This is a genomic window from Roseovarius carneus, from assembly GCF_020141465.1.
Classification (GTDB): domain Bacteria; phylum Pseudomonadota; class Alphaproteobacteria; order Rhodobacterales; family Rhodobacteraceae; genus Roseovarius; species Roseovarius carneus.
On sequence record NZ_JAHSPD010000001.1, the window covers coordinates 1,407,187 to 1,426,207 of the forward strand.

General features: G+C 61.3%; 20 protein-coding genes. 11 read left to right on the forward strand and 9 right to left on the reverse strand.

Going from position 1 to position 19,021, the window contains the following annotated elements; genetic code table 11:
* Window positions 1-143: 143 nt before the first annotated feature.
* A complete protein-coding gene (locus tag KUD11_RS07050) occupies window positions 144-1,028 on the forward strand; it encodes a LysR family transcriptional regulator (protein ID WP_109388109.1) in 885 nt (294 codons plus the stop codon).
* 20 nt (window positions 1,029-1,048) lie between these two features.
* Here KUD11_RS07050 and KUD11_RS07055 read toward each other — a convergent pair whose 3' ends face one another.
* Window positions 1,049-1,393: an ArsR/SmtB family transcription factor gene (locus tag KUD11_RS07055; RefSeq protein ID WP_109385360.1), complete on the reverse strand. Its 345-nt coding sequence runs from the start codon at window positions 1,391-1,393 to the stop codon at window positions 1,049-1,051.
* Between the two features lie 231 nt (window positions 1,394-1,624).
* On the opposite strand from KUD11_RS07055, the gene KUD11_RS07060 reads away from it, so the two are divergent.
* The 5 genes from KUD11_RS07060 (at window position 1,625) to KUD11_RS07080 (ending at window position 4,337) form a co-directional block, all read left to right on the forward strand.
* Window positions 1,625-2,002: an AtpZ/AtpI family protein gene (locus KUD11_RS07060; protein ID WP_109385358.1), complete on the forward strand. Its 378-nt coding sequence runs from the start codon at window positions 1,625-1,627 to the stop codon at window positions 2,000-2,002.
* Window positions 1,992-2,777, forward strand: coding sequence for a F0F1 ATP synthase subunit A (locus tag KUD11_RS07065; protein WP_109385356.1), 786 nt, complete (start codon window positions 1,992-1,994; stop codon window positions 2,775-2,777). Before KUD11_RS07060 ends, KUD11_RS07065 begins: the two co-directional genes overlap by 11 nt.
* Window positions 2,778-2,871: 94 nt before the next feature.
* Complete coding sequence (locus KUD11_RS07070; protein ID WP_109385354.1) at window positions 2,872-3,108, forward strand: F0F1 ATP synthase subunit C; 237 nt, start codon at window positions 2,872-2,874, stop codon at window positions 3,106-3,108.
* Between the two features lie 92 nt (window positions 3,109-3,200).
* Window positions 3,201-3,758 (forward strand): F0F1 ATP synthase subunit B', encoded by a 558-nt coding sequence (locus tag KUD11_RS07075; protein ID WP_109385352.1) that lies wholly within the window; start codon window positions 3,201-3,203, stop codon window positions 3,756-3,758.
* Window positions 3,759-3,761: 3 nt separating this feature from the next.
* A complete protein-coding gene (locus KUD11_RS07080; RefSeq protein ID WP_109385350.1) occupies window positions 3,762-4,337 on the forward strand; it encodes a F0F1 ATP synthase subunit B in 576 nt (191 codons plus the stop codon).
* A gap of 222 nt (window positions 4,338-4,559) precedes the next feature.
* On the opposite strand, the gene KUD11_RS07085 is transcribed toward KUD11_RS07080, so the two are convergent.
* From KUD11_RS07085 to KUD11_RS07100, 4 genes are all read right to left on the reverse strand, one after another.
* Entirely contained in the window at window positions 4,560-5,219 is a 660-nt protein-coding gene (locus tag KUD11_RS07085; RefSeq protein WP_109385348.1) for a LysM peptidoglycan-binding domain-containing protein, read from the reverse strand.
* 282 nt (window positions 5,220-5,501) lie between these two features.
* Window positions 5,502-6,776 carry a bifunctional folylpolyglutamate synthase/dihydrofolate synthase gene (locus KUD11_RS07090; protein WP_109385346.1) on the reverse strand — a complete coding sequence of 425 codons (1,275 nt, stop codon included), beginning with the start codon at window positions 6,774-6,776 and terminating at the stop codon, window positions 5,502-5,504.
* Window positions 6,773-7,702, reverse strand: a complete 930-nt coding sequence (accD, locus tag KUD11_RS07095; RefSeq protein ID WP_109385344.1) for an acetyl-CoA carboxylase, carboxyltransferase subunit beta — start codon at window positions 7,700-7,702, stop codon at window positions 6,773-6,775. Before accD ends, KUD11_RS07090 begins: the two co-directional genes overlap by 4 nt.
* A gap of 61 nt (window positions 7,703-7,763) precedes the next feature.
* Window positions 7,764-8,654, reverse strand: coding sequence for a CPBP family intramembrane glutamic endopeptidase (locus KUD11_RS07100; RefSeq protein WP_109385342.1), 891 nt, complete (start codon window positions 8,652-8,654; stop codon window positions 7,764-7,766).
* 133 nt (window positions 8,655-8,787) lie between these two features.
* Here KUD11_RS07100 and ilvD point away from each other — a divergent pair, with 133 nt between their 5' ends.
* The 4 genes from ilvD (at window position 8,788) to KUD11_RS07120 (ending at window position 12,465) form a co-directional block, all read left to right on the forward strand.
* Window positions 8,788-10,515: a dihydroxy-acid dehydratase gene (ilvD, locus tag KUD11_RS07105; protein WP_109385340.1), complete on the forward strand. Its 1,728-nt coding sequence runs from the start codon at window positions 8,788-8,790 to the stop codon at window positions 10,513-10,515.
* A complete protein-coding gene (locus KUD11_RS07110; protein ID WP_146190845.1) occupies window positions 10,496-11,242 on the forward strand; it encodes a hypothetical protein in 747 nt (248 codons plus the stop codon). The genes ilvD and KUD11_RS07110 overlap by 20 nt, the downstream gene beginning before the upstream one ends.
* A 63-nt stretch (window positions 11,243-11,305) precedes the next feature.
* Window positions 11,306-12,076 carry a DUF6478 family protein gene (locus KUD11_RS07115; protein WP_109385336.1) on the forward strand — a complete coding sequence of 257 codons (771 nt, stop codon included), beginning with the start codon at window positions 11,306-11,308 and terminating at the stop codon, window positions 12,074-12,076.
* Between the two features lie 14 nt (window positions 12,077-12,090).
* Complete coding sequence (locus tag KUD11_RS07120) at window positions 12,091-12,465, forward strand: hypothetical protein (RefSeq protein ID WP_109385334.1); 375 nt, start codon at window positions 12,091-12,093, stop codon at window positions 12,463-12,465.
* Between the two features lie 314 nt (window positions 12,466-12,779).
* Here KUD11_RS07120 and KUD11_RS07125 read toward each other — a convergent pair whose 3' ends face one another.
* Window positions 12,780-13,949: a DNA recombination protein RmuC gene (locus KUD11_RS07125; protein ID WP_109385332.1), complete on the reverse strand. Its 1,170-nt coding sequence runs from the start codon at window positions 13,947-13,949 to the stop codon at window positions 12,780-12,782.
* Window positions 13,946-15,805 (reverse strand): DNA mismatch repair endonuclease MutL, encoded by a 1,860-nt coding sequence (gene mutL, locus KUD11_RS07130; RefSeq protein ID WP_109385330.1) that lies wholly within the window; start codon window positions 15,803-15,805, stop codon window positions 13,946-13,948. Before mutL ends, KUD11_RS07125 begins: the two co-directional genes overlap by 4 nt.
* Window positions 15,806-15,897: 92 nt before the next feature.
* Between mutL and KUD11_RS07135 the strand changes: the two genes are divergently transcribed.
* Window positions 15,898-16,272, forward strand: coding sequence for a rhodanese-like domain-containing protein (locus tag KUD11_RS07135; RefSeq protein WP_109385328.1), 375 nt, complete (start codon window positions 15,898-15,900; stop codon window positions 16,270-16,272).
* Window positions 16,273-16,305: 33 nt separating this feature from the next.
* Here KUD11_RS07135 and KUD11_RS07140 read toward each other — a convergent pair whose 3' ends face one another.
* Window positions 16,306-17,493, reverse strand: coding sequence for an acyl-CoA dehydrogenase family protein (locus KUD11_RS07140; protein ID WP_109385326.1), 1,188 nt, complete (start codon window positions 17,491-17,493; stop codon window positions 16,306-16,308).
* 181 nt (window positions 17,494-17,674) lie between these two features.
* Window positions 17,675-19,003: an ammonium transporter gene (locus KUD11_RS07145; protein WP_109388107.1), complete on the reverse strand. Its 1,329-nt coding sequence runs from the start codon at window positions 19,001-19,003 to the stop codon at window positions 17,675-17,677.
* Window positions 19,004-19,021: the final 18 nt, after the last annotated feature.

Here is a 19,021-nt window from a genome sequence, read left to right on the forward strand (position 1 = left end):
GATATGTGCTGCGCGTTTAGGCGCTCCGCGCAGGTGAGTCAAGCCGAGGGTGCGGTGGAGCGGTATTGCAAAATTGAACACTTTTAGGGACAATCACTCCCGGCGTGCGCAAATGCGCAGACATCTGCAATGGGAGATCTGGCTTGGACAATTGGGATGAAATCCGCACCGCATATAATGTGGCGCGTGTTGGCACTGTGAGCGGGGCCGCTAAGGTGCTCGGCGTGCACCACGCCACCGTGATCCGCCATATAGATGCGCTGGAGGAGCGGCTGGGTGTGAGGCTTTTTCAGCGCCATGCGCGCGGCTACACACCCACAGAGGCTGGCGATGATCTCTTGCGCGTGGCGCAAGCCACCGATGATCAGTTCGCGCAGCTCGCCGGGCGCATCAAAGGGCAGGGTGATGCGGTCTCGGGCGAGTTGGTCGTGACCTCACTGGGCGTGCTCAGCCATCTTTTGGTCCCCGTGCTGGCGGCGTTTCAGCGTGCATACCCTGAGATCATCGTGCGCTATCTCACGGGTGACAGGCTCTTCCGGCTGGAATACGGCGAGGCGCATGTGGCGATCCGCGCAGGCTCGGTCCCCGATCAGCCTGACAATGTGGTGCAGCCGTTTTTCACCCAGCAAACCTCCCTTTTCGCCTCGGAGGCCTATGTCGCGGCCCATGGCAAGCCCGACACAGTGGCCGAGATGAGCACGCACCGCTTCGTGAGCTTCGATGACCCCAAAAGCCGCGCGCCCTTTGCTAAATGGCTGCGCGAGGCGGTGCCAGCCTCCGCGATAACCTTTCGCAGCGATGATGTTCATGCGCTGCGCTGCGCTATCTCGGGAGGGGCCGGGATCGGCTTCATGTCGCGTATTCGCGCGCAGGAGATGGGCGGGCTGGTTGAGGTGCATCCGCCACTGCCCGAATGGAACACACCGCTCTGGCTGGTCACACATATGGACCTGCACCGTACTACCAAGGTTCAGACCTTTCTGGCCTTCCTCAAGGATCATGCCGCTGCGTGGGAGCAGCCTTGCTGAATGCTGCTCGGCTACCCGCGTCAGCGGTCTTCGATATCCACGTCTGCGCTAAGCTCGGCGGCCAAGAACCGCTCGAAATCATCGAGGTTCACAGGCTCAAACTGCCCAAACCCCTGCATCCAGACCGACGCCGCCTTCATCGCGCCCGGCTCCAGCTTGCACCATTTGACCCGTCCGCGCCGTTCCTGACTGATCAGGCCCGCGCGGCTCAGAATGCCCAGGTGCTTGGAAATTGCGGCAAGGCTCATCCCGAACGGCTCGGCCACATCCGTTACGGCCATATCGTCCTCGAGCAGCATCGCGAGGATCGCGCGCCGTGTCGGATCGCCGAGGGCTGCAAAGACAAGATCAAGCGATTGGGTCATAAGCCCGCCTAACCAAGCCCCAGAGAAAGATCAACCAAATGGTTGAATAACGTGTGGCGGCAAAATTGAGTCGCATCGCGCAGGTTCACCTCTGACGTGTTGCCTTCTTCTTAGAAAAAATACTCACAAAAACAGCGCTCTAACCAAAGTGCCGCACCGTCTGAGGCGCGCTTGACTCAATGCTCGTCGCGCAATAGCACTACGCCTACGTCCAACGGGGGAGAAGCGCGCGTGGATGACCGGGATCATAGCGAGCGCCTTGCGCAGCTGGAGGACCGAATTAAGGCGCTCAAAGCTCCGCAAGAGCAAAAACCCCACACGGAGGAGCATTATTCTCAGGCGCAGCATGCTTGGCGGATGGTGATCGAACTTGTCGCCGGTCTCTTGATCGGTTTTGGCATCGGATACGGGCTCGACAGTGTCTTTGGCACGCTCCCGATTTTTCTGGTGCTCTTTACATTGCTGGGGCTCGCCGCGGGCATCAAAACGATGATGCGCAGCGCTGAGGAGCTTCAGAGGAACCAGATGGCTCAGGGGGATGAAACCCGCCGAGCTGAACAAGACGCGGCCAAGACGGACGCAGACGAGAGGGCGAAACATGGCGACTGAGACACAAGGCGCGGAAAAGGCTCTGGAGCTGAAATTCTACCCGCTGGATCAGTTCATGGTCGAGCCGCTCTTTGGCGATGGCCCCGTTGGCCTTTTCACCGTGACAAACGTGACCCTCTGGATGGCTCTGGCGATCCTCGCCACGATTGGCCTTTTGGTGTTGGGCACGTCCAGGCGCGCCACGATCCCCTCGCGGGTTCAGTCTTTGGCAGAGCTTTCCTACGGGTTTATCCGCAAGATGGTTGAGGACGTGGCGGGCAAAGATGCGCTGCCGTACTTCCCTTATATTTTCACGCTCTTTATGTTCATCCTCTTCTCGAACTTCCTTGGGCTCATCCCCGGGGCGTTCACCACCACGAGCCATATCGCCGTGACAGCCGTTCTGGCCATGCTGGTCTTCCTCACCGTCACCGTCATGGGCTTCGTGAACAACGGTGCGACCTTCCTCAGCCTTTTCTGGGTGTCGTCCGCGCCTCTGGCGCTCCGCCCTATTCTGGCGGTGATTGAGGTGATTTCCTATTTCGTGCGCCCCGTCAGCCACTCTGTCCGCCTCGCAGGCTCCATGATGGCGGGCCACGCGGTGGTGAAGGTGTTTGCGTCCTTCGCACCCATGATCCTGATCTCGACCGGTATCGGCATCCTCGTGACGCCGATGTCGATCCTTGCCATCACGGCAGTCTATGCGCTGGAGGTGCTCGTATCCTTCATTCAGGCGTATGTCTTTACAATCCTGACCTGCGTCTATCTCAAGGACGCGCTGAGCCCACACCACTAGGCGCTCGCCGGGAAACCCAGAACAATCCCGGCGGGCCATCCTGCCGGGCAGACGATCAAACGAAACACCAAATTCCAACGTAAGGAGAAATCAAATGGAAGGTGATATCACACAAATGGGCCAGTTCATCGGCGCTGGTCTCGCATGTGTCGGCATGGGTGGCGCGGCCATCGGTGTGGGGAATGTTGTGGGCAACTATCTGTCCGGCGCCCTGCGCAACCCGTCTGCGGCTGCTGGTCAGACCGCGACAATGTTCATCGGTATCGCATTCGCGGAAGCTTTGGGGATCTTCTCGTTCCTCGTGGCCCTTCTGCTGATGTTCGCCGTCTAAGACCAAGCGACCGTTATCCTTACGGCCGGGTGGGCGCGCATGTCGTGCCCACCCCGCGCATACCGATAGCATCCCCGTAGGAGGAGCATATAATGGCAAGCGAAACCAGCGATCTCGCACAGTCTGCGGTCAGTAAGTGTATTGGCCCTGATGGCGGCGCCATCGGCATGCCCCAGCTCTGCGTGGAGTGGTTCGGAAATCAGATTTTCTGGCTGGCGATCACGCTGGTCATCCTCTTCTTCGTTCTGTCGCGCATCGCCCTGCCACGCATCGCGGCCATTCTGGCCGAGCGTCAGGGCACAATAACAAATGACATCGCCGCCGCGGAAGACCTCAAGGCCCGCGCCGTCGAGGCGGAAGAAGCCTACCAAAAAGCCCTCGTTGATGCCCGCGCAGACGCGCAGACCATCATCACCGAGACCAAGGCCGAGATCAAATCTGATCTTGATGCGGCCATGGCCAAGGCAGACGCGCAAATCTCTGCCCGCGCGGCAGAGGGTGAGAAAGCCATTGCCGAGATCCGCGCCAACGCGCTGCAAAGCGTGACCGCAGTGGCCAAAGACACCGCGAAAGAGATCGTGTCGGCCATGGGTGGCAAGGCAGATGCAAAAACCGTAACCGCGGCTGTGACCGCCCGGATGAAAGGCTGAGCCATGCGCAAGACTGCAAACACTCTGACCCTGACGGTGGCCTCCGTGATGCTGGCCACACCGGCCCTCGCGAAGGGGGATTATGGTTTTGTCTCCCTCCAGAACTCGGACTTCGTGGTTCTGGTCGCCTTCCTCTGTTTCTTTGGGATCCTCTTCTACCTCAAGGTGCCGGGCAAGATCGGCGGGATGCTGGACAGCCGCGCCGACGGGATCAAGTCCGAGTTGGACGAGGCCCGCGCTCTGCGCGAAGAGGCCCAGAGCCTTCTGGCGAGCTACGAGCGCAAGCAAAAGGAAGTGCAGGAGCAGGCGGCCCGGATCGTGGCGCAGGCCAAGCAAGAGGCCGATGCCGCCGCCGAGCAGGCCAAGGCGGATCTCAAAACCTCCATCGCGCGCCGCCTTCAGGCCGCCGAGGACCAGATCGCCTCAGCCGAAGGGGCTGCGATCAAGGAGGTGCGCGACCGTGCCGTGATTATCGCCATCGCCGCCGCGCGTGAAGTGATCGCGAAACAGATGACCGCGGCCGATGGCAACAAGCTGATCGACGATGCGATCGCCACTGTGGACGCCAAGCTGCACTAAGCCTCGGCTCAGAGCCAAGAAACAAAGCCCGCGCCTGGATTGGTGCGGGTTTTTTCGTTTCCGGTGAGAGGGTATAATGGTTCGGCGCGGATGGTTTCCGGCTCCGCGCCCGGCCTCTCTGGCCTGCCCTAAGACGTGAAAGGGGGCCGTTGGGTCGGCCCCTCAATCACTCTCGCTCGATAGTCTGCGCCGTTTGCCTGTCGTCCGTTGTTCATGTTTCCCTCAGAGCGCTGGCATGACCAGCGTCTGCCCAACCTTGAGTTGGGCCATTGCGCCCAATGCGTCGCGGTTGGCGTTGAAAATCTCCGTGCTGTACCTTGTCTGGCCGTAAAAGCGGTATGCGATCGTGGCGAGCGTATCGCCCGGCTGAACCACATAAAGTCCTGCGCCCGGCCCCTCCGTCAGGGCCCTTTCGGTGAGCGCGCTCAGCATAGCATTCGTGTTCACGCGTCCATCCGATGTGACGAGATCGCTCGGCATGGCCATGTCGCCGTCACGTGCCGCTTGATTGACCAGCGCGTCGATATATCCCTCCGACTGGCCCTGTTTCAGCGCGGTCATGATGATGTCTTCCAGCCCTGCGTCTATCGCGAGTCCGGTGGTGGTGGCTTCGGGGGCTGGTGCGGCCTGAGGCGCGGCTTCTGGGATCAGAGCAGGCTCGGGCACCAGAGTTGGTTCACTGCGGGCGGCGATCACACTGTTGACCTGCGGGATATTTTCCTCGGCCAAGACCGTATCAAGCCCTGTGTTGGCGCGGGTCACGCCTATTGCGGGGCCGGCAAGATCAGGGCTGGGCGCGCGAATACCCGCTGTGGGCTGAAACACGATCAGAGCGAGGGTAATGGCAAAAAAGCCGGCACTTATAAGAGCGATACGGATCATTTCGCCGCGCGGCCTGTCGGTAAGATGGCCATGCGGCCGCGCTTTGCTACGTGATGCATCGTGTCCGCTCCCCCTTAATTGCCACACTGTACAAGATCTTTGCGCCGGCCTGACCACGGTTCGCGCAAGTGGGGCAACATATAGGCGAAATGTCTTGAAACCGTCAATATAAAGTAGGGTCGCATAGGACGCGAAACCTCATGTTTTTCTCGTTCTTTGGGAAAAACTGAGTCGTTTCGGTAGCTTGCCAGTAACGGCTTCATGGCGAAATTTTACGTCAGCCTAGCCGTTTTCGCGCAAAATATAGCCTGCAAGGTAAAGAGAGCCGCAAATCAGCACGCGCGCTTTGGGATCTTGGGCGATGATTTGCGCCAGAGCGGTGCCCACATCAGGCGCCTCGGAGGCGGGCAGACCCACGGCGCGCGCGGCGGCTGCGGTGACATCTGCGGGCAAAGTGTTCGCCTCGCCGGGGATGGACACGGCGGTGAGGCTGGCGGCTTGTGCGGCGAGCGGGGTGAGAAAGCCTGCGATATCCTTGGTGTTGAGCATCCCGCAAATGAGGTGCGTGGGCCTTGGCGCGAGCGTCGCCATATGCGCGCCCAGAGCCTTGCCCGCAGCGGCGTTGTGCCCACCATCGAGCCATAGTTCCGCGTCGCGTGCGGCGGCAACCAGCGGGCCGGTCGCCAGACGCTGCATCCGGGCAGGCCACTCGGCCTGCGTCACCGCACCGTCAAATGCGGCTTCGTCCAGCCCTATATGCCGCAGCGCTGCCAGTGCGGCCCCTGCGTTCTCGATCTGATGCGCGCCGGGCAGGTTCGGCAGGGGCAGGTCCAGAAGCCCGGTCTCGTCCTGATAGATCAGGCGGCCCCGCTCCTCGCTGACATGCCAGTGCTGGCCATATGCCAAAAGCGGCGCGCCGAGGCTGGCGGCTGTGCTCTCGATTACTTCGGACGCGGCATTGTGTTGCGGCCCGACGATGCAGGGCACACCACGCTTGATGATCCCAGCCTTCTCACCTGCGATTTTCGCAATAGTGTCGCCAAGGAATTGTTCATGATCCATCGACACGGGCGTGATGATGGTGAGCGCGGGCGCGGGGATCACGTTGGTCGCATCGAGCCGCCCGCCGAGGCCGACCTCCAGCAAGGTGTAATCCGCCTTGGTGCGCGACATGGCCAAGAGGGCCGCGCAGGTGGTGATCTCGAAATAGGTGATCGTCTCGGCATTGTTGGCGGCATAACATTCATCCAAAGCCGCCGTCAGCGCGTCCTCGGTGATCAGCGTCCCAGCAAGGCGGATCCGCTCGTGAAACCGCGCGAGATGCGGCGAGGTATAGGCGTGCACGCTTTGCCCCGCTGCCTCAAGCCCTGCACGCAGCATGGCTTGGGTGGAGCCCTTGCCATTGGTCCCGGCGATATGAATCACGGGGGGCAGGGCATCCTGCGGATCACCCAAGGCATGCAGCAAGCGCCACATCCGGTCCAGCGTCAGGTCGATGATCTTGGGGTGGAGGGCCATCATCCGTTCAAGGATGACGTCAGAGGCTTGCGCGCTCATGCCTTTGGAGGCTCCTCAGGGGTGCGGGGCTCCATCTCCTCAAGCGTGGGAGGGGGCAGATCGCCCACCACGGCAGGGGGAAGGTCCAACAGCATCCGGGTGATCGTGATCAACTCTTCCCGCATCAGGGCGCGAGGCGTGACGCGGTCAAGCATCCCGTGATCAAGGAGGTATTCCGCGCGCTGGAACCCTTCGGGGAGCTTTTCGCGGATGGTCTGTTCGATCACGCGGGGGCCAGCGAAACAAATAAGCGCGCCCGGCTCGGCAATCTGCACATCGCCCAACATGGCATAGGACGCGGTGACGCCGCCCGTTGTGGGGTGCGTGAGGACCGTGATGTAGGGCAGGCCCGCTTCTTTCAGCATCTGCACCGCCACGGTGGTGCGGGGCATCTGCATCAGGCTGAGAATACCCTCCTGCATCCGCGCACCGCCTGCGGCGGAGAAAAGGATAAGCGGGCGGTTGAGCTTCACAGCCTCTTCTGCGGCGGCGATGATCGCATTGCCCACATACATGCCCATGGAGCCTGCCATGAAGGTGAAATCCTGTGCGGCGGCCACGATGGGCGTGCGGCCCATCTCGCCCGTGGCGACAAGCATCGCCTCGGCCTCACCCGTGGCCTTTTGAGCGGCCTTCATCCGGTCGGGATATTTCTTCTGATCGCGAAAACCCAAAGGGTCGGCAGGTGGCAGGGGCACGGCCACCTCGTTGAAGATGCCGCCGTCAAAGAGCGTACTGAACCGTGCGCGCGGCGTGATGTTCATGTGGTGGCCGCAATTGGAGCAGACGTTGAGATTTTGGCTCATCTCGCGGTGAAAGAGCATCGTCCCGCATTCGTCGCATTTGGTCCAAAGGTTCTCGGGTATCTCGCGGCGCGAGAAGATCGAGTTGATGCGCGGGCGCATGTAGTTGCTGATCCAGTTCATACCGGTCTGGTCCCTTTGATTGGCCTCGCTCTGAGATAATCGCCGCCGTCTGGAATTGCAATCAAACGCGCAACGCCACGCGTACCGCAAGCCATGAAGTGAAGATCATCAAGATCTCCACAGGCATCCATGCGCGCAAGAGCGCCATATCGGCCGTATCGAATGGCACAGTATAAAGCGCCAGCCCATCCAGATAGCCCTCGGTTCCGGTGATAAGAATACCGACAAAATTATTCACGAAATGCAGCGCGATGGCAGGGCCGAGCGTGCCTGTGCGCGCCGTGATATCCGCCGCCGCCACCCCAAAGAGCGCGGCCCAGATGGCGATCCATATCGCGCCCTCGCCCATGACGGACGGATCGTAATGCAGCGCCCCGAAGAGGATCGAGGGCACGATGATCCAGACCCAAGGAGGGGAGAACCGCGCGGCAAGCTGGCTCTGAATATAGCCGCGAAAGACAAGCTCTTCGGCACTGACCTGAATGAGCAAGCCCAGAAGGGCGAGGGGCAGGAGCAATAGCCACTGACGGCCACTCAGGCCCGCGGTGAGCGCCATCTCCTCTGGCATCGGCAGAAGCGAAACCACCCCGTACAAAAGCGCCAGCGCCGCCAAAGCGCGCACTCCTTGCCGCACGGCCGACCCCAGCGGCCCAATAAGCGACAGCATCCCGCGCCGATGCAGTAAAAGTGTCGCACTCCAAAGGGCGAGGATCATTGGCGCGAAGACAAAAAGCGTGGCCAGCGCACCCTCAGGGGTCGTGCCAAGGTCCATGCCCGTGCCATCCGGGCCCCATGCTTCGGGCGACAACATGCGCCGGACCAACCCGCTGTAGAAGACTGCAAGCCCTAGAAAAAGCGCCGTTGCGAGGGCAAGCCCCACCACAAGCCGCCAGAGCGCGGAGGTGCCGCGTGCCGGGGCGATCAGGGACTGGTGAGGCTCATATCCGTGCATGGATTATAGCTAGGGCATCGGGCCGGGTCATTCAAACGGCCAAACGGCGCTTTCAATCGGTCCGGTCTTGCTTGCGCGCCGCGCGCACCTCGCTTATTCCGAATAAAACTCCAGCTTTGCGAGGCCTCTTCAGATGACCAAGTTCGACAAATCCAAACTGCCCAGCCGTTATGTGACCGAAGGCCCTTCCAAGGCGCCGCACCGGTCATTTCTCTATGCGATGGGCCTCACGGAGCAGGAAATCCACCAGCCTCTGGTTGGCGTCGCCACCTGCTGGAACGAGGCCGCACCGTGCAACATCGCGCTGAACCGTCAGGCGCAAGCGGTCAAGGCTGGCGTGAAGACCGCCTTTGGGACACCACGCGAGTTCACCACGATCACGGTGACGGACGGGATCGCGATGGGCCATGAAGGGATGCGCAGCAGCCTCGCCAGCCGCGAGGCGATTGCAGACACGGTCGAGTTGAGCATGCGCGGCCATGCCTATGACGCGATTGTGGGCCTTGCGGGCTGCGACAAATCCCTTCCAGGGATGATGATGGCGATGGTGCGCCTGAACACGCCGTCCGTGTTCATCTATGGCGGGTCGATCCTGCCGGGCCGCTTTGAGGGCCGCGATGTGACCGTCCAAGATGTGTTCGAGGCCGTGGGTCAGCATCAGGCGGGGAACCTTTCGACATGCGAGCTGGAGAAGCTTGAGGCCGTGGCCTGCCCCTCGGCGGGCGCGTGCGGCGGGCAGTTCACAGCCAACACCATGGCCTGTGTATCAGAGGCGATTGGCCTTGCGCTGCCCAATTCGTCGGGGATGCCAGCGGTCTACGAGAGCCGCGACCAATATGGCGAGGCCTCGGGCCGGGCTGTGATGAACCTTCTGGAGAAAAACATCCGCGCGCGCGATATCGTGACCCGCAAAAGCCTTGAGAACGCCGCGCGCGTTGTCGCCTGCACCGGCGGGTCAACCAATGCGGGCCTGCACCTCCCGGCGATTGCCCATGAGGCGGGGCTGGAATTCTTCCTCGAAGACGTCTGCGACATCTTCAAAGACACGCCCTATTTCGTCGATCTCAAACCTGGCGGGCAATATGTGGCCAAAGACCTCTATGAGGTGGGTGGGATCATGGTCGTGATGAAGGAACTGCGCAAAGCGGGCCTGATGCACGAAGACTGCATGACGGCCACAGGGCGCAGCATGGGCGAAGAGCTTGACATGATCGAGCGCGAGGCGGACGGCAAAGTGATCCATCCCGTCTCCGCGCCGCTGACCAAGACGGGCGGCGTTGTGGGCCTCAAAGGCAACCTTGCGCCCGAAGGGGCTATTGTGAAGGTCGCAGGCATCGCCACGCAGCACCAGATTTTCAAAGGCCCTGCGCGGGTGTTTGAATGTGAGGAAGATGCGTTTGAAGCCGTGCAGTCGCGCGGCTATTCCGAGGGCGATGTGATCATCATCCGCAACGAAGGCCCCGCAGGTGGGCCGGGCATGCGCGAGATGCTCTCCACGACCGCTGCCCTCTCTGGCCAAGGCATGGGCAAGAAAGTGGCCCTCATCACCGATGGGCGCTTCTCGGGGGCCACACGCGGCTTCTGTGTGGGCCATGTCGGGCCGGAAGCAGCACTTGGCGGGCCGATCGCCCTCGTGCAGGATGGTGACGAGATCACGCTCGACGCGATCGCCGGGACAATCAGCATGGACGTCACCGACGAAGAGCTTGCTGTGCGCAAGGCCAAATGGAAAGGTCCGCGCAAGACGATCTATTCCTCCGGTGCGCTGTGGAAATACGCGCAGCTCGTCGGGGCCACCTATAAGGGCGCTGTCACCCATCCCGGTGCAGAGGCCGAAAGCCATGTCTACATGGACATCTAGGGTTCGGCGCATCGCGCTGGCGCTGGGGCTGATCCTGCCATTGGCGGGGTGCCTTGGCGCAAGCAGCGGTGTGATGAGCCTGCGCCCCAGCGAGCCGCTCAGGCCGGGTGGCGCGGCCACTGTCGGCTTTTTCAAGGGAGAGGTCGTCGTGCGTGCGCCCAAAGGCTATTGCGTGGACTCCAACAGCGTTCAGCGCAGAGGGAGTAGCCGGTTTGTCTTGCTCACCAGCTGTGCGCATCTCAGACAGAACGCGCCCCATGAGGTGCCCGCCTCGGTGATCACCGTCTCAGTTTTGCCGCGGGTGGCAGGTGCTGAGCAGCCCTCGTCGCGCGAGATGGCAGAAGCGGCGGGTGGCGGTGTTCTGAGCGCTGAGGACGGGGACGGGATCGCGCTGATCCATCTGGCCAATGGTGGATCGGGTGTGATCAATGGCGGCGCGGACGCACATTGGCGCGCGGCGATGGTCATAAACGAGCACCTGATTGGTCTGGCGGCCTATAGCCGGCCCGGCGGCGTGGCGACGGATGCGGGCGGGCGCGATGTGCTGATCGATCTGACGGAAGAAATGCGCGACGCGAGCCCGGTTCGCCTGCCGTGCGGCGCACCCGAAAGCGTTCAGGTGGAAGCTCTGACACCCGCTGCGAGCGGCGCTTCAGAGCCGCGCACGCCCGTGCCTGCGGGTGGTCTCCGGTCACTCTTGTCTGGATTGTTTCAAAATCCTGGTTAATCATCTGGCAGGATTTATACAGGCATATTAGAAACAAAGCTCAGGCAACAGGAAGCAGACACCATGCAATTGCGAACTGCATTGGTCGATTTGATCGTCCATCGCCGAGGAGTGCGCCGCTGGGCCAAGGCCGCGCGGCGGGCGGTTGACATGCCGCTGAGCGAGTTGCGGCGTGAGCGATCTCTGGCTCGTAAGCTGCTTTATTCGCTTACAGAAGTCGTTGCGGTGGCGGATAATCGCCTCTCCCTGCCGATGATCGGATCGAACGCGTTCCCGAAGCCTCATGGAACCGATTGGTCATGGCGTCCGTCGCTGTGGTGCCTGCCTTTGCCGAGCCCCGGACTGTCCTCGGCCCCAAGCAAATCTAAGCTGGGTGAGGAGCTCACATTGTTTCATGATTGCATGCAATCAGAGCTGACGTTACGGCAATTGCGCAATACGCGCGAGGCGGATCTGGCGCCTTACGGGCTTCGGATGGATGTTTTTGCCTTCGATGGATCGTTCCTTTCGGTGGTGCTTGATTTGCCGCAAGGGGCTGTGAACGGGCTAGAGAAGCGGCATTTGCTGCGCATGACAACGATCGTGGAGATGGAAAAACCGCTGGAGATTTTTGCCCGGCTGAACATCAAGCACGGCCCCAATACGGAGCAGATCGTCCGCGAATTGCCACTGCACCAGGATGAGATCATGGTGGAATTCGATCTGGCCTATTCCAACCTCAATGAGAAACGGATTGAGCGTGTGTGGATCGACCTGATCTTCGAAAACCCGGAAATGAGCCAGGTCGTGCTGCGAGACGTGACCCTGAGCCGCCGCCCGCGCGCGGAATTTTGAGAAAGGCCCCTGCGATGAGCGATCTGATACTGACGAAAACGCGGCTCTTTGAAGGGGTCTGGGAGGGGGTTTTGAGCCATCAAGGCGACGGCAATATCCAACCCAAGATTGAGGTCACGCATCTGGAAAAGCCGCTCTCAGGCGTTGAGGTGATGGAGCTTGAGGATCGCAGTTGGGCGCTTCGTGTGCCGATCCCGGCTGAGGTGATCACTGATGGCGTGCAAACATTCCTGATCCGGGAGGTGGTGCGCGATGAGACGCTGGGAAGTTTCGCCCTGATGTCCGGTGATGCGCTGGGCTATGATATCCGCGCCGAGGTGACGCTTCTGCGCGAGGAGCTCGACATGCTCAAACGCGCGTTCCGGCGCCATTGTCTTGAGACGACCTGAGATCAGATTGCGACGAGCCATGCCGTAAGATCCCAAAGCTCGGCGGAGCGGGCGACGTCCGTGGCCTTGGGCGCAAGGCCCAGCGATGGGACGGCGTGCTCTCCGCCTTTTTCGGGTCGCAAACTGCCATGATCACGCGACAGCCTTCACGGATCACCGCTGTCGCGCTGTGCAGGCTCATGCCAGAGGAAGCGCCGGTGGATAATGGCGAGCGGTTCGGCGGCTTGTGTCATGCAATGCGCTCCGAGGGCGGGTCAATGCGTCAGATGAAGTTGATACAATTGATGAGCCTGTTTTCAAAAATTGAAACTGGATCACTCATCTTTGATCAAAGCAGGCATAGTCGGCTCCACATCTGGCGCAATCTCCTCAAAATCGAAATTGTCCAGACGGCGCGCACGGCGGCCTGCCTTGTCGGATGAAATTTTGATGTCGCTGATGTCTTTCGCCGCCTGCCCAAAATGACGATCAAGGTTTTCGACGCGGGTGCCGAGGCGCTCCATATCCTTGTAGAGAAGGCCCAGCTCGCGCCGGATCGCGCCCGCCTGCTCGCGCATCCGTGCGTCCTTGAGGATCGCGCGCATCGTGTTGAGCGTGGCCATGCAGGTGGTGGGCGACACGATCCAGACCTTCACCTCAAATCCCGCGCGCACCAGCTCGGGGAAATTCGCATGCAGCTCCGCATAGACCGCTTCTGACGGCAGAAACATCAGCGCGCCATCGGCGGTGTCACCATCCAGAATGTATTTTTCCGAGATATCGCGGATATGCTTGCGCACAGAGGTGCGGAGCATCTTGGCCGCCTCGTTCAACTCCCAATCCGTCTTGGCGCGGCGGAGCGCTTCATAGGCCTCAAGCGGGAATTTGCTGTCGATGACGATGGGGCCGGGCGGGTTTGGCAGGTGGATGAGGCAATCGGCCCGCCGACCATTCGGGAGCGTATGTTGCAGGCTGTAGCTGTCGGAGGGCAGCGCCTTGGAGACGATATCGTTGAGCTGGATCTCACCAAAAGCCCCGCGCGTTTGCTTGTTGCTGAGGATGTCCTGAAGGCTGAGCACATCGCCGGACAGTTTGGAGATATTCTTTTGCGCCTCGTCGATGGTCACCAGCCGTTGTTGCAGATCGCCCAAGGATTGCGCCGTGCGCCGCGATGAGCCTTGCAGGTTCTCATTCATCCGCTCTGATACTGTGGCGAGGCGCTCTTCCATCAGGCGCAGCATGTTGGCCTGAGCCGCTGATTGCGCCTCGGCCACATGGGTGAGGCCACCTGCAAGTTGGTGCTGCCCGTCGCTAAGTCCTTGAACACGCTGTTCCATCTGGCCAATTTGTTGCGCAAGCGGTGCGGCAAGATTGGCGGTGCGGCCCGCGGCACGCACGGCGGCGATCAGGAGCAACAAAAACAGCAAGATAATAAGCGAGCCGGCCAGAACGGCCAGAACGATGGGGTCGGTAAGCGCATATTGGCTGCCGCCAAAGCTGATCATGTGCGTCCAAAGAGCCGTTCAATATCGGGCAGTTTCAGCTCCACGTAAGTGGGGCGGCCATGGTTGCATTGCCCCGAAAGCGGCGTCGCTTCCATCTCGCGCAGGAGCGCGTTCATCTCATCAGGCTGCATACGGCGGCCAGTGCGGATGGAGCCATGGCAGGAGATGCGGCTGAGGATCGCATCAATACGGGTGCGTATTGTGTCCGAGCTGCCTTGGTCGCTCAGCTCATCAATTATGTCGAGGACCATCGCGCGCGCATCGACATTGCCGAGGATGGCCGGCGTTTCTCGCACGGCGATGGCGCCGCCGCCAAAGGCCTCAATGGTGAGGCCAAGCGGGGAGAGATCCGGTGCTATGGCGAGGATCGCGGCGCAATCGCCCACGGAGAGCTCTACGATTTCGGGGATCAAGAGGGCCTGCGCGGGGACGGAGCGGGTGGCCATTTGCGCCTTGAGTTTTTCATAAACCAACCGCTCATGCGCCGCATGGCCATCGACGATGACGATGCCATCTGCGGTCTGGGCGATGATGTAATTCTCATGCACCTGCGCGCGGGCGGCCCCAAGGGGGGCGTGCTCGGCAGGGCTTTCCTCCAGCCCTTGGGGGTTGTCCTCAAAGGGCTCCGTCCGGGCGCTGAGCGCGGATTGCATTTCGGCGAAGCCTTCAGGGGCTTGGCCTGAATAGCTGGCCGCGCGAGCGGCGGCAGTGGGGCGATCCATCTGGTAGACGCGCGCGCCGGACGGCGCAGGTGTCTCCGGGCGGAACGCGCCCAAGGTCGCTCCGGCCACGGTTGTGGAGGCGCGGTGCCCGGCCTCGGCCAGCGCATGACGCAAGCCTGAGACGATCAGGCCCCGCACGGTGCCGGGATCGCGAAAACGCACCTCGGATTTGGCGGGATGCACGTTCACGTCCACAAGGGTTGGATCACATTCGATAAAGAGGGCCGCCGCCGGATGCCGGTCACGGCTGAGCACATCGCGATAGGCGGCCCGCAGCGCCCCAAGCAGCATCTTGTCGCGCACGGGGCGGCCATTAACGAAGAGAAACTGCGCCACTGCCGCGCCACGCGAATAGGTTGGCAGGGCGGCATATCCGGTCATCAATATGCCCTCGCGCTCCGTCTCTATCTTTAGTGCGTTCTCGGCAAATTCGCGGCCGAGCACGGTTTTGAGCCGCTCGTGCAGGGCGTCGAACATATCGCCGGTTGCCGCATCGGCGCGGAAAGTGACGCGCCCCTCGCCGCCGCCCGTCACGTCACGCAGGGTAAATGCGATGCTTGGCTCTGCCATGGCGAGGCGTTTGACTGTGTCAGTGATCGCTTGGGTCTCGGCCCGGTCGGACCGCATGAATTTAAGCCGTGCAGGCGTGGCGAAGAAGAGATCACGCAAGGTTATCACGGTGCCCGCGCTGAGCGCTGCGGGCCGGGGCGCGGTGATGTGGCCACCCATCGCGCTGATCTCGGCGGCGTCATGGCCCGGCGCGCGCGACGTGATCGTGAGCCGCCCAACCGCCCCGAGGGAGGCCAGCGCCTCACCGCGAAAGCCGAAGCTGTGGATGTTCAGAAGATCCGATCCATCGATCTTGGAGGTGGCATGGCGCGCAAGGGCCAGAGGCAGATCGGCAGGGGACATGCCGCAGCCATCATCGCTTACCCGGATCAAGGTTTTGCCACCATCGGCGTAGGCGACCTCGATCCGGCGCGCGCCTGCGTCGATGGCGTTCTCAACGAGTTCCTTAACAGCCGATGCGGGCCGCTCGACCACCTCGCCCGCCGCGATACGGTTGATCGCCGCCTCACCGAGCTGGCGGATTTGCGGGCGTGTTTCGCTTATATGGGGGGCGGGTGCGCTCATGCCACAAGGTTTAGCATGAGGAGCGGCGATTCTGGAAGGTGCAAAGCTGTGGTTGCATTGCTAGGATGCCCCAAGCGCAGAGGAGTACAGCGATGCAGGTTGATCAGGTGGATGGCAAGGTATTGGAGACATGGGACGCGGGTGAGGTTCATGCTGCATTTGAGGCAGGCGAGGTGGTGATCATTGATGTGCGCAGCCCGCAGGAATTCATGCTGGAGCATATTGGGGGATCGCTTTTGATGCCGATGTCCTCGTTTGAGGCGGCGGGTTTGCCGGGGCAGGGTGATAAGCGGATTGTGTTGATGTGTGCTGGCGGTGTGCGCTCAGAGCGGATGGCGCGTGTCGCGCTTGACGCAGGCTTTGATCGGATTGCGCATATGGGTGGCGGGTTCGGCGCGTGGAAGGCGGCAAAGCTGCCCTATCTGGGCACAGATTTTACCACTGGCGCGACGAAGCAGGTGAGATAGGCGGCGCCCCTCGTGAGGGGCGCGCCGAAAGTCCTAGGCCTCGCCGTGGCCTTTGGGGATCGGCAGGGGCGCGAGGGTCTTCGCACGTTTCTGCAAATGCCGCCCGATGACAACGCGGCTGATCTCGGTCGTGCCGTCCACGATCCGCAGCATCTGCGCAAGACGCGACAGGCGGTCCAATCCGTAGGGCTGCAAAAGGCCCATCCCGCCCAGCACTTGCGTGCAGGTATTGGCGGCCTTCAGCGCCGCATCCGGCACGAAGCGTTTGGCATGGGCGGCCATAAGCGGGCCTTCGTCAGTGCCGAGCGCTTGGGCGGCGGCGCGGTAGAGCAAACGCGAGGCTTCCAAGTCGGTCGCAACCTCGCCCAGCATCCATTGGATACCATCCAGATCGAGGTTTGTGCCGCCAAACATCTTGCGGTTGGACGAATAGGCCAGCGCGGTATCCAGCGCCGATTGCATCAACCCGCAGCACCCCGATGCGATGGAGACACGGGCGATGTCGATGGCCATGAGTGAGCCTTGCAGGCCTTGGCCCTCGGGCAGGATGATGTTGTCGGCGCTGACGATCACATCCTTCATGTACATCTCGGACATGGGCAGGAAATTATACGATGGCGTCTCGTAGAGCGGACCGAAGCTGAGGCCTTTTGCATCCGCTGGAATGGCGATCATCGCCATGTCCTTGTGGCCTGGCGCATCGGTCATCTTGACCACTGTGAAGTAGATATCCGCCTCGCCCGCGAGGCTCACCCATGCCTTGGCGCCGTTGATCGTGTAGGTGCCGTTGCCATTGTCCACGGCGCGCGAATACATATTTACCGGGTCGGAGCCTGATTGTGGCTCGGACAATGCGAAATTGGCCAGCTTGGTGCCTGATGTCAGGCCCCGCGCCCACTCTGCTTTGAATGCATCAGTGCCATATCCGCAGCCTGCGAACGTGCAGATATTGTGCATCGAGAGGGCAAATGCATAGGCACCATCGCCGCGCCCCAGCTCCTCATAAACGCGGATGCCTTCCGACAGGGGAAGGCCTTGGCCGCCAAACTCAACCGGGGCATAAAGCCCGGTGAGGCCCATCGCGCCCGCCTTGGTCGAGGTGTCGCGCGGCCATTTGGCGGTGCGGTTCCACGCGTCTACATTCGGGATCACGTCCTCGGCGCAATGTTTGCGCGCGGCGGTGATGACGGTGTCGAGGGTGTGGGGTGATTGAAAGCTCATCTCAGCGAATCCATGTATTTGTCTGACAATTAATTGTCTGACATATGTTTTTACCCGTGGCGAGCAAAACTATTTGGCTCCGGACCACTTGTCGCAGGGCTTTGGCTGGTGGCAAAGAAAAAGGCCCCGAGCATATGCGCCCGGGGCCTCAGGTTTCTCATGGCCGTCTCAGGGAGGAGTATCAGCCTTTGGAGAACTCAGGATAGGCTTCCATGCCCAGCTCTGTGGTGTCGAGACCGTTGACTTCGGCCTCTTCGCTGACACGGATGCCGATGGTCGCCTTGAGCACGATCCACAGGATCAGGCAGGCCCCGAAGGTGAACACACCGTAGGCGAAGATGCCCAGAAGCTGCGTCATGAGGTTCGCATCGCTGTTGTAGAACACAACCGCGATGGTGCCCCAGATCCCCGCAAAGAGGTGCACCGGGATCGCGCCAACAACATCGTCGATCTTGAACTTGTCCAGCATCGGCACCGTGAGAACCACGATGATACCGCCCACTGCACCGATCCAGAGCGCACCGAAAAGCGACGGCGCCAGAGGTTCGGCTGTGATGGACACGAGACCGGCCAGCGCGCCGTTCAGCACCATGGTGAGGTCGATCTTTTTGTAGACCAGTTGCGTCATGATCAAAGCGGCGGCTGCACCGGCGGCTGCGGCCATGTTGGTGTTGGCGAAGATGCGGCTGACGTCAGAGATGTCGCCCACGGTGCCCGCGGCCAGTTGCGAGCCGCCGTTGAAGCCAAACCAGCCGAGCCACAGGATGAACGTACCCAATGTGGCAAGCGCAAGGTTGGAGCCCGGGAACGGGTTCACTTTGCCCTCTTTGGTATATTTGCCCAAGCGCGGCCCAAGGATGATTGCGCCCGCCAAAGCCGCCCAGCCACCCACGGAGTGCACAACTGTGGAGCCCGCAAAGTCCGAGAAGCCCGCTTCAGACAGCCAGCCGCCGCCCCACTGCCACGAGCCCGAGATTGGATAGAAGACGCCCGTCAGCACCACGACGAAGATCAGGAAGGGCCAAAGCTTGATCCGCTCGGCCAAAGCACCCGACACGATTGAGGCGGTGGCGGCCACGAAGACCAGTTGGAAGAAGAAATCTGACCCGATGGAGGCATAGCCCAGATCGGCGTCCGCCGCGGCGATGCCCACAGGGTCCAGCACGGTCTGGTCAAAGAAAGGCCCCACCCAACCTGCGATGGTCCAACCATCGCCGGGATACATCAGGTTGAAGCCGATGAGCCAATACATGATCGCGGCAAATGAGAAGAGCGCTATGTTCTTGGTCAACTGCATCGCCACGTTTTTGGAGCGCACGAGGCCCGCCTCCAGCATGGCAAACCCTGCGGCCATGAAGAAAACCAGAAAGCCCGCCACGAGAAAGAGCAGCGTGGTCATGATGTAGGGGCCGATTTCGTCGAAAGTTGGCGCAGGCGCATCCTGTGCCAGCGCCATGGACGGGAGCGCAAGAAGTGCTCCGCCCAGCGTCAGTGTCTTGAAGGTGTTCATTGTCATGTCCTTTCCCCG

Bases quoted from the DNA above. Each gene is read 5' to 3' on its own strand.
- KUD11_RS07055 (WP_109385360.1), bottom strand. From the start codon at position 1,393: ATGACCCAATCGCTTGATCTTGTCTTTGCAGCCCTCGGCGATCCGACA.
- KUD11_RS07065 (WP_109385356.1), top strand. From the start codon at position 1,992: ATGGCGACTGAGACACAAGGCGCGGAAAAGGCTCTGGAGCTGAAATTC.
- KUD11_RS07070 (WP_109385354.1), top strand. From the start codon at position 2,872: ATGGAAGGTGATATCACACAAATGGGCCAGTTCATCGGCGCTGGTCTC.
- KUD11_RS07075 (WP_109385352.1), top strand. From the start codon at position 3,201: ATGGCAAGCGAAACCAGCGATCTCGCACAGTCTGCGGTCAGTAAGTGT.
- KUD11_RS07080 (WP_109385350.1), top strand. From the start codon at position 3,762: ATGCGCAAGACTGCAAACACTCTGACCCTGACGGTGGCCTCCGTGATG.
- KUD11_RS07085 (WP_109385348.1), bottom strand. From the start codon at position 5,219: ATGATCCGTATCGCTCTTATAAGTGCCGGCTTTTTTGCCATTACCCTC.
- KUD11_RS07090 (WP_109385346.1), bottom strand. From the start codon at position 6,776: ATGAGCGCGCAAGCCTCTGACGTCATCCTTGAACGGATGATGGCCCTC.
- accD (WP_109385344.1), bottom strand. From the start codon at position 7,702: ATGAACTGGATCAGCAACTACATGCGCCCGCGCATCAACTCGATCTTC.
- KUD11_RS07100 (WP_109385342.1), bottom strand. From the start codon at position 8,654: ATGCACGGATATGAGCCTCACCAGTCCCTGATCGCCCCGGCACGCGGC.
- ilvD (WP_109385340.1), top strand. From the start codon at position 8,788: ATGACCAAGTTCGACAAATCCAAACTGCCCAGCCGTTATGTGACCGAA.
- KUD11_RS07110 (WP_146190845.1), top strand. From the start codon at position 10,496: ATGTCTACATGGACATCTAGGGTTCGGCGCATCGCGCTGGCGCTGGGG.
- KUD11_RS07115 (WP_109385336.1), top strand. From the start codon at position 11,306: ATGCAATTGCGAACTGCATTGGTCGATTTGATCGTCCATCGCCGAGGA.
- KUD11_RS07120 (WP_109385334.1), top strand. From the start codon at position 12,091: ATGAGCGATCTGATACTGACGAAAACGCGGCTCTTTGAAGGGGTCTGG.
- KUD11_RS07125 (WP_109385332.1), bottom strand. From the start codon at position 13,949: ATGATCAGCTTTGGCGGCAGCCAATATGCGCTTACCGACCCCATCGTT.
- mutL (WP_109385330.1), bottom strand. From the start codon at position 15,805: ATGAGCGCACCCGCCCCCCATATAAGCGAAACACGCCCGCAAATCCGC.
- KUD11_RS07135 (WP_109385328.1), top strand. From the start codon at position 15,898: ATGCAGGTTGATCAGGTGGATGGCAAGGTATTGGAGACATGGGACGCG.
- KUD11_RS07140 (WP_109385326.1), bottom strand. From the start codon at position 17,493: ATGAGCTTTCAATCACCCCACACCCTCGACACCGTCATCACCGCCGCG.
- KUD11_RS07145 (WP_109388107.1), bottom strand. From the start codon at position 19,003: ATGAACACCTTCAAGACACTGACGCTGGGCGGAGCACTTCTTGCGCTC.